The following is a 12,524-nucleotide window of genomic DNA, read 5'->3' on the forward strand; positions in this document are numbered from 1 at the left end:
AAAAAGAAAATCTTACCTTTTAAGGGAATACCTCACCCCCAATTAGTTTATGCATCCCGTAAAAAAATGTTTTGGGAAAAAAATTGTTCCAAATCCCTGATGTAAATTAAGGGTTAGAGTTGAGAAAGGTAAGGTCCACCATCCATAGCGGATTATTTTCGACAGCATGCGCATCGCCCAAAGCCCATTGGGGCCCCGCGACTAAGCGCAGTCCATTCATTGCTGCTTGCAAGCCAACCCCATAACGGAGATAAAAAGGATCCTGCCAATTTTCAGGATCAGCCAAACCAAACCACCGTTTGTTATTGGAATCATAACCGCCTTCTAGACCTATATTGCCAAAAGCTAGCGGTTGAAGAAAAAAGGTGGCCGGATCGCCGTAAAACACTTGCGCCTGAACAAATGGATAACGTAAGTCCCAGCTTTTTTGATCTGGTTTAAAGCCTAATTCAGGAATCGCCATAAGCAGGTGGGCATTATAACCCAATCCCCTCCAAAGACGATAGGTAAGCCCGGCCCATGGGTCCACCCTTAATGATATTTCGCTCACGCCACCGTTCCCAACAAGCATTTGAGCCCCCATGGCAAGGACATGTCCCTGGAGCTCATTTTCAAAAAAATATGTGCGTTGAATTGTTGTGAAATCATGAACGGAAACTTGTTTTCTGTCCTTTTCATCGCTTCCAATGGGATGGGCTCTGAAATCGGTATAGCCGGCTGTGTTCAAGGCATCTGTTCCTCCTCCACCGTTTCTCATCAAACCCTGAAAAGGAAGGATGCCATCCATTATTTCTACTTTTTCTTGATATTGCAGGGAACCCTTTCCCTGTTGAAATGAAGGGGTCATCGCTATGGCATGGCTAAGGTCTTTTTCCCCTGGCGAAGCCTCATAAAATGGAAATGGCAAGGAAAGGGATCCATCATCAACATCTACGCCAATAGGGGTGGATAAGAACCATACGATGGCGGGGGTCCGTCCCCCTCCAAACATAGTGGGACCTGCTTCGGTAAGATTAAAATCAGGCGTTGGACGGCGCCCTCCCGACAAGTAAGAAACGGAGACATGAGGTCTGCCATTGTCTTCAAAAATTCTTTTTGCTGCCTTAGGCCCCAACCCATCCGTTGTGTTTCCGTTCTCGTAAGTCTGTTTCGTGAACACGAGGGAATTCTTGTGATTGCCCAAATGAAGTTCCTGGGGAACCAGTTTGGCTTTTCCTTCGGTTCTGGCAAGCCTCATGTAAAGAGGTTCGCTTTCCCCCTGGTGCTGCGGCTTTCGTTGTACTTTGGTGTAGACCTTATTGTTGTCATAGGGGCTTCCCATAGGCTCATAACTGGCGGTGTCGATATGAGTGGCCCAAAAATAAACAGAGTTCAAATCTTCAGGGTGAATTCTTGCCGCCAAGTACACCGTTGGTCTTTTGGCCAGGTAATTCCAGTACGAAGCCAGAGAAGGGGGATTTTGCACGTTGATGCCGTCTTCGGGCATTTCATTTTTTGGAAATCCGTATTCTCTCTGAGCGTCTTTATGGTCAAAAAGATAAAAAAGAATGGTGGCGTAATCTCTTTCGGGATTCTTTGGATCAAGCGGGCGTCCCAGAAAGTAAGATAGGCTTGATTCATCGCCAGGATCGGGAACCAAGGTGGGTTCTTGCTGGTGAAGTAAAGTTAATATTTTTTCGGCAAAGCGGCCATGCCTGGAAAAAGAATGGACCCAATTCTCGGGGTCGTTTTTGACGGCCTGTATCAGCTCATTTGGTTTTTCCCTAAAATCAATGCTAAAGCTCATGAAGGGTTCCTTTTCTGCGGTAATAATTATTTTTCTTTCCCCCTCGGCATTGATGGAAGAGGCTATCTTTTTAAGCGCTGATGCAAGTTGCTTCTGACGCGTTGTTAATTTGTCCGTTAATGTGAATAAATTAAGGCGGGCAAAGGCAGTCATTGTCCCGATATCAATGGGCCATGAGTCGGGATCGCAGTCGATAACGCGGTTGTCTTTAAAATCAATAGAAGTAAAAGCAGTTTCAGCTACAGCGCACTCTCCGATGGGTTTTGCAACTTGAGGGGGTGTAAAGTATTGAGTGATCACAGGCGAGAAGTTTCTCAATTCATTTTCATAAAAATGACTGACGATTATTTCGCCGCTTACATCGACGTAAGCATCTTTCAAAAAAAATTCCCCTTTGGCTGTTGTGAGTTTACGAGAAACCAGCTCTTTTAATGGCCAGGCTTGTTGACTCACACGAATGAGATAAGCATTGGGAAAGAGCGTAGCCAATGTGGCCAGCTTTATTTTTTTGAGCCCCGTTTCTTGCATGAGTTGGGCCAAATCATCGGCGGTCACCACTTTTTGGTCTGGGTTGGGTTCATAGGTTTCGAGGGTGAAAACTTGATTGGCCCCACGTTTTGGGGGGTCTTGGTACTGTGTGAAAATTTGTGAAAATTGTGTCCGGTTTGTTTTGCGTAAATCGTCAAGAAGCCGGTCTAGCTTAAATGTGTAAACAAGAAGGTGTTTGTTGTAAACAAGATCAGGCTCGTCAGGGATGAGGCTTTCCCCCGGATCAATGCCTTCGGTCCCTTGGCCTTTGGGAAAAAAGGTTTTATAGAGATTCCCCATATCCTGGGGCCCTAGGATAATGGTTTTTAGAGTTGTCATGATTCTTGTGCCTTTATTGGAGAGTTGTCGGTTTTTGAAAAGAAAAGTTGCCTCTAAAAATCTTTTTTTGTAAAGAAGAAAGGCTCTCGGTCTAAGAAATGTTTTGAATGTGGAAGAACCAGAAGGGGGGTCACCCTTGGATTCGGGTGACCCTCATTTGCTTATTGTCGAACAATAACGAGGCGGTTCCCACGACCCGTCACACTTAAATCAGGAACGGTTATCAAACCATTGGCATTGGCGACCATATTCCCACCGGCCACCAAACCATTGTCAGTAACCCGTCTATTTTCCCAACGATAGGTCGTTCCTGGAACAATGTTAAACTGTTGCAAACGGCGCGGGGTTATATCCACTGTCCGTTCACGGCCATCGGTTGTCCTTAAAGAAATACGCCATTGATTGGGTGTGTCCAAGGGCGCCCCATCCCACGAACTCCAACTGGCTGACCATTCAAGAGTCTGGTTATAGTTCCCCTCTTCAACGTCATTCGGGGGAAGGGACATATTGCCACTGTAACGGCTAAAACCGGGGACAGTCTCATTTTTAACCACAGAAAAATTTTGAAAAGGGGCCAATGAACCATCCACATCCAAAGTGGGAGGAAGCCCTTGGTAGGAGAGCCACCCATGTTCTGCATCGCGGATGGCCCCACCCCAAGCACGCCCAGCAGCATCAAAAGCGGCATAGGCCGGCTGAGCCTGAGTGGTCCATTCAATGACATGGTCATTAAAGCCATGGGCCACTCCAAAGGGAACCATGTCATCGGCCACACGGTCACGGAAATTGGCCTGATGATTTTGCCAGCTCCACACACCGGTTCTGTTATAACTCTGCAACCGATCGGCCCAATGGTTGGGCGCGCCGATTTCAACGGGAAGATTAAGCAAAGGTTCCCCCCATTTGATAGAAGCATCCGCCGCCCAATTGTTGCTGCTCACCCCGGGAATGGGAACAGAAGTTTGATAATTCGTCATCGGCTCGCTTGCATAGGCTGCGGCAAAGACGTTGGGATAGCGGGCCGCCAACGCCAAGGTTCCACTTCCCCCCATGGAATGGCCATAGACATACACGCGGTTGGGATCGATGCGGGGTCCAAGTTCTAAATCGTTTTCCAAAGCATAGACCATGCGGAGCACGCGCGCCTCCGTGTAATTGACGATGGTATCACCGGCAGCAACGGTTGAGTTGATGCGGTAATCATGATTTTTAGCAAAACCGAACCACCAGGTTTCGGAAACATCCGTGGGAACGATCTCAAAAGCACAATAGTAAGGCGTGTAACCATCCCCAACGGGACCATAAGTATTTCCGCCCCAACCATGAAGGTTGAGCACAACACCCGGAGCCCGCCCATTACAGGCAGCCGGGTCAGGTTCATTCACCGCATAGGTGTAGGCGTATTGGATCGAGCGTGCCGCAACCGCATCGCCGCGCAAACCATAATAGCCGTTGGTTTCGTTGGGCGCATGGAACGTGGGGTTCCAATTCCTAAGATCCATGTATTGGATGTAAACATGGCTTCGGATACTTGAACGGATTTCCACCGGACGGGGATCGCCCACGGTTTCATTCACCGCCTGATTCGTGGCCGCAATGTTTTGCAGATTCTCAATACCTTGGGAAGAAACGGTCGTCACAGCGTAGTAAGCATTGGCGGATGGGTTGCCGCCCAATTCATCGGGATGAAGCGTCCACACGAGGAGCCCCGTATCCGCGGGAAGGGATGAACCATTATTTTGGATGACAAAACGGCTCGCATAGCGCGTCTGCCATTGCCCTGAATACTCACGGTTGTAGCGGTCCGCATAAAAATTGGCGGAACCCTCGGGCACATTATACAAACGTGTGGCCTGCGCAAGATTTTGGGGCGTAATGGGATTTAAAGAACGGTACACGCGATAGCTCTCGCCGCCCACCGCATTGTTTTCGGGCCAGGTGATGAAGGTCTGCCCGCTGCGGTAAAAAACCTGGATGCTTCCGACACCGCCAACGGGTTGGGGATTCGGATCGGGCTCGGGTGCAGGAGCGGGAGCTGGCGCAGGTGCTGGGGCTGGGGCCGGTGCAGGAGCGGGAGCTGGTTCGGGAGCGGGCGATGGCTCGGGGGTAGGCACAGGCACGGGTTCCGGCGCGGGCTCTGGAATCCCGATTGAATATTGATCGGCGCCAACATCGTTGCCGATGCGACTCTGCCCGTCGATATCGTTGGTCACTTCGGCCAAAAGAAGACCCGTCCCGATGGCGCGCGAAGCGGGAGCCAAGTGCGCATCATTGAGGCCAATGAAATCGGCATCGCGGGCGTCGCTAATGTTATTGCGCGTTCGTATATTGTTGTTCCCCCCACGGTCCAAAAATGGGGATGAAATAAAATTATTGACGATGTCCAAATTCGAAGACTGCCTCGCTTCAATCGCCCCCGGATACCCTGAGATGCGCACGGTATTGTTATATACTTGGGTGCCTTGGGCCCCCTGAAGTTCAATCCCCGCATCCCCAACGATATCCCCCCCTTCGTGATAAACCAGGGTAGGCCTGGCGATGAAATTATTGCGGATGATCCCGCCCGTATGCCCACGCCCCAGGCCGTAACCAATACCGCGGTAATTCCCGCGGAGAATATTCCGCTCGGTGATCGTGCCTGTGGAATCGTTCCATACCAAAATGGCGGGCTCAGAGATGTAACCATACCCACAGGTATAAACCTCGCAACCGGTACCCGTTCCCGTAATGTTCTCGATGATGTTGTCGCGGATGACGGCATTGTTAAAGCGGTGCAGGTCGATGGCACCGTTGTAATCGCCGGCCTTCCATTCATTGGCCGTACGTCTGCCGTCGTCGCGGTAGTCAAAGCGTGAACAGGCGATCACGGCGTCATTCACGCCATCATTTCGGCCTCCGTTGGCATTCACCTCATCGTCGGGCGTTCCCTTGATCATCTGCGTGCCGATATTATAAAGATGCACATTATAGATATGCGGCGCCTCAGCACCGAATTCCCCTTTGATGGAGATTGCATGCTGCATATTGCGCGTCATCGAAAGGTCGGCGATCACCACATTCCGGCCCGCCACGAGGAAACCCTCGCTATAGCTTCCATAACCCGGGGCCACTAAGCGTACCGCCTCGCGGTTGCCGCTCAACCCCCGCACGGTGATATCATCCCTGAGCATATATTTATCGTAAGTGTAGGCGTATTGGTCGGGAAAGGGATACACACCGTCGCGTAAGAGGATCTCTGTATCCGGGCGGGCATTGGCGATGGTTAAAATCCAACTTGTATCGGAAGGGTTTGCCGGGGGACCAATGACAATGCGATTGGCGCGTGGACGAGAGACATAAAGCTCCGATTGCACGTAAGGCGGGCAAAAATTGGCCGAAGGTTCGGGGGCTGGAACCGGCTCAGGGCTTGGCGCTGGAGCTGGTTCAGGTTGTGGTTCTGGTTGTGGAGCTGGAACAGGTTCTGGTACAGGGGCTGGAACTGTTGCGGGTGCGGGTTCGGGTCGCGGTTCTGGGACAGGAGCTGGTTCTGGTTGTGGGGCAGGTTCAGGCTGAGGGTCAGGATTAGGTTGTGGTTGTGGAGCGGGATCAGGGCTTGGGGCTGGTTCTGGATTAGGCTCTGGCCCCGAAACCGGTTCGGCATTCGGCAATTCTCCAATGTGGTAGCGAACATACAAACGGGGTCTTTGACCTTGGGCAGCCCATTCTTTGGAAGCAATGGAAATATCACTGGACCATTTTTGTTCCCCAATAATCACCAACCCATGATTGGCATAAACCCCGTCCGACCACCCCTGCACCACGACCGTTGTATCACAAACAGAGGACGAGTTTGGAGTCAAAAAAGTCCGGCACACCGGCTCTTTAAAACCACCGGCTTCTTCCTGCCAGGTATGGCCTTCAATGCTATCGGGCGAAACCCATGAGGCCCCATCATTGGAAAGATCATCCCATTCATTCACACTGATTCCCTCAACCCAATTTTCATCAAAACGAAAAATATGGATGGGGAGCGTTCTATCTTCATAAGTAGCCACCGTATAAAGTTCAAGATGGGCCTGGTCAATCACGGCATCTTCGGGAATGGCGGACAAATCAAAACGCACAAGCCCGCGACGGGGGCCCGCATCCAAAGAATCATCGGAATAAATTTCAATCGTGTCATCCCCCCCATGGCTGGTATCAAATTCACGCGGCCAATCCCCGCGTTCTCCAAGCCAGGTGTCTTGGACTTGGGTCAAGGTGACTTCACCAAAAACAGGATCATCAGAGACTTCCTGTAAAAATGGGGCATAAAAAGCTTCCGCCACTTTCAACAAAATAAAAGCAGCTTCCTGGCGATTAAGGATTTTTCGCCCGGGTTCCTGACTATTGATGTCTTCAGGGAATTCAAAAAGACTTAAAGCGCCCAAATTGCATGCAAACCGGTAATTCTCGGCCAAAATCCCGAACACCCTTCCCGTGGTAGCCACATCCACAGGGGGGCACGGCGTTCTGGACCACTGGGTATAAAAATCTTTTCGGGGTTGATCGGCTTTTTTGAAGGCATTTCCCAATTCAAACAAGACACTGATCAAACGACGACGGGCTTGAGGGTTGGGGCAAAGACCGTTTTGTGATTTGTAAATACGGCGGGCGGTCACATAGGAAAGAACAGGATTTTCCGGGCAGGGCCCTCCTTCAAAAACCGCTGCTTCATCATACAAACCTGTAAGAATTAGAATGGCCCTGATTTCTTCATCCAAAGTCAAAAAACCATCCGCGGGAAATTCGCCAGATTCCCAAGTTCCTGTTTCCAAAAATTGGCAAAATTCGGGAGAAGAAGAAAATGGGGTTAAATCATCGGGTAAATTTTGGCAGGTCAGACCAGCAATAGCCTGGCTCTCAAAGACAAATAAAAGAAACGCCAAAGTAAAAAAGACGATAGTTTTTTTCATAGAGCCCCTTTTTAAAAAACGGAATGAATACAATTGGATGCACTAATGACACACTTTGTCATTCTCTTTATCGGTAGGAGGTATCAGAAAGTTGCTAACAACCAGATGATTTTTTATTGAAAAAAACGGAACAAATAAAGATCTGTTTTTTAAAATGAATTTCTAGTCTGGTTGAAATTTTTTTAATTGGGGAAACTTCCAAAACCAGGTCAGCACAATAAATAATGTCCCCATTCCTCCCAACACCACAGCAGGAACAGTTCCAAACCACGAAGCCGTCAGGCCCGATTCAAATTCGCCCAGTTCATTGGAAGCACCGATGAATACAAGATTTACGGCACTTACACGCCCACGCATTTGGGGAGGAGTAAGTATTTGGACCAGGACGCCGCGGATAACAACACTCACCATATCAAAAGCCCCCAAGGCAAAAAGACAAAAAAGTGAGAAATAAAAACTACGCGACAAGCCAAACAAGATCGTAAAAACCCCAAAAAGAGCCACACAAAAAAGCATGGTTTTTCCTGCCTGTTTAATAGGGGGCAAATGAGCCAGAGCAATACCCACAAGGGCCGCCCCTAATGAGGGGGCTGTTCGAAGAAAACCCAGACCCGTGGGGCCCACATGCAAAATGTCGTTGGCAAAAATGGGCATGAGCGCCACGGCCCCACCCAAGAGGACAGCAAACAGATCAAGGGAAATAATTCCCAAAAGAACCTGGTGATTAAAAATATAATGAACCCCCGCCATCAAACTCTTCCAGGTCAATTCATGCTGGGGTTTTTCGTGCGGGTATCTTTTCATCAGGCCAATGAAAATAAATGACAAAAAACGAAGGACAAACACCCCATAAAAAATAGACATGGGGCCATAAACGGCATACATCCAACCCGCCATGGCCGGGCCACTGATAAAAGCAAACTGAAACACCGCTGCATTCCATGAAACAGCATTATTAAAATGTTCCTTGGAAACAATTTGAGGAACAACCGCTTGGCTTGCAGGCCCGTCAAAGGTGTGGGCCGTGGCCATTAACAGAAGCAGCGCATAAACAAGCCATAAAGGTTGAAAACCGCCATGGGCCAAGACGACCAAGCCCGCTGCGATCAAGGCTTGGACACCACGGCTGATAAAAACAATGCGGGTGCGATCAAAACGGTCGGCGGCATGCCCTGCAATCAGGGCAAACACAAGTTTTGGCAAAAAAAGGGCCAGCCCGATGTACCCTAAATGCAAAGCACTGTGCGTCATTTCATAAACCTTTTGGCCCAAACCCACGGCCAACATTTGTAAAGTGCACAGAACAAAAAAACGCGCCAAGAGAAAGAGGCAAAAATCCCGGTAATGGAGTGAAATAAATCCTTTTTGAGGCATAAAATTTAGTGTTGATATACACCCTGACGGTTGTCAAGTATCCTTACTTGATTTGAAAACCATTCTTATCCTAGATTCAAAGATGAAATGAAAATTCTTGGTCCCTCTTTTTACAAACAAACAACCCTGGAAATCGCCAAAAATCTTTTGGGAACCTTTCTTGTCCACGACAGCCCCAACGGGAAAACCGTGGGCAAAATCGTCGAGACCGAAGCCTATCTTGCCGATGACCCAGCCTGTCACGCCTCACGCGGAGAAACACCACGAAACAAAATGATGTTTGACCCACCCGGCCACGCCTATATTTATTTCATTTATGGAATGTATTTCTGTTTCAACGTGGTCACTGCCAAAAAAGGAGTGGGGGAAGCCGTGCTCATCCGCGCCTTGGAACCCGTGGAAGGGATTGAATTGATGCACAAGCGAAGGGCAAAAAAGAACAAGGGACATTTTTCCATCCATGAACTTTGCAACGGCCCCGCAAAATTGGTGATCGCAATGGGAATTACCAAAGACATGAATGGGGTTGATTTGTCGAAAGGAGATTTAAAACTTCTCCGACCTTCTGTCACCCCGGACTCTGATCCGGGGTCTCCCGGGAGATCCCGCATCCAGTGCGGGATGACAGAGATCCACACCACCACCCGTATCGGCATTGTCCAAGGAGCCCACCTGCCCTACCGATTTTATTTTAAAGATAATCCGTTCATTTCAAAAAGATAATACTGCAGAATTTTCCACACTCTTTCTTTTCTTCTCACCACCCAGGAATTCAACGAGGACCAAAAAGAAACCTTGGCCATCATCAATAAGAATGTGGACCGGTTAGTTCAGCTTATTGGGGATAATGCAAAATAGAAAATCGGACACGAAGAGTTTAAGTTACAGTTTTACACGCAGATAAACATGATCATGAATCCAATGCTGATCCCAAAATTCGATGGGGTTGGTTTGGACGCCGTCGATCAGCATTGAAAAATGCAGGTGATCCCCACCGGCCAAGCCCGTGGCACCACTGTTGCCTATTTTTTGTTCTTTGGTGATTTCTTGGCCTTCACTGACATCCATTGAACTTAAATGTCCGTAGAGGGTCATCAAACCATAGCCGTGATCGATGATGATGGTGTTGCCGTAGATGCCCATGTAACCGGCAAACAAAACACGCCCATCGGCCGCAGCTAAAATGGGATGTTTTTCAACGACGGCCAAATCAAAACCCAGATGCACCTGTTCATCCACTTTTTGTCCATTGTAAATATAATTACGGTAATCGGCAAAATTGGCTTCCACCGAGGCATTGGTCAAGGGACGGAAGGCATCCTTCCAATAAAATTTTTCATCTGATTTTTTGGAAACTTCCACAAGCTGGGCTGCATTTTTTTTGCGTAAATCGCGGTTCACCGACAAATAATCTTTTAAAAGATCCCCGCTACGACTTAACCCAGGGGTGTTGGCCATGATATCAAACACCTTTGTCTGAATAAATTGGTCATCGACCGGAAGATCCCGATGTCTGAATTGTTTTGCAAAAAACTTGGCTGGCACCAAGGTTGTTTGGGCTTCATTACCTGCGGCATCAATGGCCACAATTTCAATGGGTGTGTTTTGCGGCAGTTCGTAGGAAAAAACAAAAAAAGAAAAACGTTCGCCCTGCGAATTTTTGGTACCCGGTTTTACGTGGCCATTAAAAACATAACCCCCCACCTTCACACCGGACCATACTGTATCGGGTGAAACATGATAAGTCGCCACATCGGCCCCACCCTGATTAATATAATGTTGAGTCGATGTAAGCGCCACAGTGGGTGGAATTAAATCAACTTCAACCGGCATGGTTAAACTTGTCTTTCGTGCCAGCCAAGCACAATTGCGCGCCACAGACTCAAGCGTGGCCGGCCCCTCGTTTAATCCGGAAAAATTCTGGAATGACGGAACAAAAACAAGTTTCACACTTTGATCGTTTGGATCGATTTCCTGCTCCGCCTCCTCTAAAGCCAGGGAGAAATCCATTCCATTTTGACTGACTTTGGCCGTTACCTCACACACGCCACTTTTATTATTGGCAACATCAATTAAAAAACGGGGTGTTTTTCCAATGGAAAGGGTTTGTACCTGTTGATGTCCCGTATCCATAATGGCTAAAACAGGTTTGGAACCAATGATTCTTGGATAGAAAAAAACAAGTGAAAGAATTCCTGATGAAAACAAACCCAAAATCAAAATAGTAAAAATAGTTCCCCACGGAAAAGGATGCCTGCGTTGTATTTTTTGCTGCATGAACATGTGTTCTCCTTAAAATTTTTAATTGGTAATTTTTGAGCCGCTAGGTATAAGTTTTTTCATGCTCGATATCAAATGGATTGTTGAAAACAAAGGAGCCTTGGAAACGGCCCTCAAAAACCGGAACAGCTCCATCGATCTGGAACCCATTTTACAGGCCCATCATACCAAAAAAAAACTGCAGGCCGAATTTGAACAACTTCGTTCCGAGCAAAACAATCAATCAAAAGAAATCGGAAAACTAAAAAAAGAGGGGAAAGATGCTGCAAGTCTTATTACTGAAATGGACAAGGTGGCCGCTCGCATTCGTGAAATTGGTCCGCAAATAAATGAAGTGGAATCCCGGCTTATTGAGCATCTCATGGGCCTTCCCAATATTCCCAACCTTAAGGTGCCCGTGGGCCCCGATGCTTCTGCCAACAAGGAAGTACACACCTGGGGAACCAAACCCTCCTTTTCCTTCAAACCCAAAGAACATTGGGAACTGGGTGAAACCCTGGGGGTGCTTGATTTTGAACGCGGTGCCAAAATTGCCGGAGCCCGTTTCACTTTGTACCGCGGGGCGGCGGCCAAACTCGAACGCGCCCTCATCAACTTCATGCTCGATGTCCACACCAAAGAACACGGCTACGAAGAAGTGCTTCCTCCCTTTTTAGTCAATGCCGAAAGTTTGCGTGGCACAGGCCAGCTTCCCAAATTTGAAGCCGATCTTTTTAAAACAACCACCAATCATTACCTGGCCCCCACAGCTGAAGTTCCTGTCACCAATATTTTTCGCGATGAAATCTTGGACGAGGCCAAACTACCCATCAAAATGTGTGCCTATACTCCATGTTTTCGTAGCGAAGCGGGGTCTTACGGCAAGGATGTCAAAGGGCTTATTCGTCAGCATCAGTTCAATAAAGTGGAACTTGTCCAGTTTGCTCATCCTGAAAAATCTTACGAAGTATTGGAACAGCTCACCGGGCATGCTGAAAAAATCCTCCAAAAACTAAACCTTCCCTACCGTGTGGTGCTTTTGTGTACGGGGGACATGGGCTTTGGTTCGGCCCAGACTTACGATATTGAAGTGTGGGTGCCCGGGCAAAATACTTACCGCGAAATTTCGTCATGCACCAATTTTGAAGATTTTCAGGCCCGTCGTGCCCAAATTCGTTTTAAAGAAACCGCTTCGAAAAAAAACCGCCTGGTTCATACCTTAAACGGTTCAGGGCTTGCCGTGGGGCGTACCTTGGTGGCCATTTTTGAAAATTATCAGCAGGCCGATGGTTCCATTGCCATTC

The 12,524-nt window shown here is 48.2% G+C and carries 6 protein-coding genes; 2 read left to right on the plus strand and 4 right to left on the minus strand.

Annotation, left to right across the window (positions count from 1 at the left end):
• Window positions 1-106: 106 nt before the first annotated feature.
• The 3 genes from A2048_06310 to A2048_06320 all read right to left on the minus strand — a co-directional run bounded on the left by A2048_06310 (window position 107) and on the right by A2048_06320 (window position 8,961).
• Complete coding sequence (locus A2048_06310) at window positions 107-2,653, minus strand: hypothetical protein (protein ID OGP09481.1); 2,547 nt, start codon at window positions 2,651-2,653, stop codon at window positions 107-109.
• 161 nt (window positions 2,654-2,814) lie between these two features.
• Window positions 2,815-7,587 (minus strand): hypothetical protein, encoded by a 4,773-nt coding sequence (locus A2048_06315; GenBank protein ID OGP09482.1) that lies wholly within the window; start codon window positions 7,585-7,587, stop codon window positions 2,815-2,817.
• 162 nt (window positions 7,588-7,749) lie between these two features.
• Complete coding sequence (locus tag A2048_06320; GenBank protein ID OGP09483.1) at window positions 7,750-8,961, minus strand: hypothetical protein; 1,212 nt, start codon at window positions 8,959-8,961, stop codon at window positions 7,750-7,752.
• A gap of 87 nt (window positions 8,962-9,048) precedes the next feature.
• Here A2048_06320 and A2048_06325 point away from each other — a divergent pair, with 87 nt between their 5' ends.
• Window positions 9,049-9,684 carry a 3-methyladenine DNA glycosylase gene (locus A2048_06325; GenBank protein OGP09484.1) on the plus strand — a complete coding sequence of 212 codons (636 nt, stop codon included), beginning with the start codon at window positions 9,049-9,051 and terminating at the stop codon, window positions 9,682-9,684.
• A gap of 159 nt (window positions 9,685-9,843) precedes the next feature.
• Here A2048_06325 and A2048_06330 read toward each other — a convergent pair whose 3' ends face one another.
• Window positions 9,844-11,244, minus strand: a complete 1,401-nt coding sequence (locus A2048_06330; GenBank protein OGP09485.1) for a hypothetical protein — start codon at window positions 11,242-11,244, stop codon at window positions 9,844-9,846.
• A 58-nt stretch (window positions 11,245-11,302) separates the two neighbouring features.
• Between A2048_06330 and A2048_06335 the strand changes: the two genes are divergently transcribed.
• Window positions 11,303-12,524 (plus strand): serine--tRNA ligase (locus tag A2048_06335; GenBank protein ID OGP09486.1); only part of this gene is annotated, 1,222 nt, incomplete at its 3' end.

It is taken from the genome of Deltaproteobacteria bacterium GWA2_45_12 (assembly GCA_001797365.1).
Classification (GTDB): Bacteria; UBA10199; UBA10199; order UBA10199; family UBA10199; genus UBA10199.

What these genes read in the sequence shown, in the direction of transcription:
- A2048_06310 (OGP09481.1), bottom strand. Translation starts at nt 2,653, where the DNA reads ATGACAACTCTAAAAACCATTATCCTAGGGCCCCAGGATATGGGGAAT.
- A2048_06315 (OGP09482.1), bottom strand. Translation starts at nt 7,587, where the DNA reads ATGAAAAAAACTATCGTCTTTTTTACTTTGGCGTTTCTTTTATTTGTC.
- A2048_06320 (OGP09483.1), bottom strand. Translation starts at nt 8,961, where the DNA reads ATGCCTCAAAAAGGATTTATTTCACTCCATTACCGGGATTTTTGCCTC.
- A2048_06325 (OGP09484.1), top strand. Translation starts at nt 9,049, where the DNA reads ATGAAAATTCTTGGTCCCTCTTTTTACAAACAAACAACCCTGGAAATC.
- A2048_06330 (OGP09485.1), bottom strand. Translation starts at nt 11,244, where the DNA reads ATGTTCATGCAGCAAAAAATACAACGCAGGCATCCTTTTCCGTGGGGA.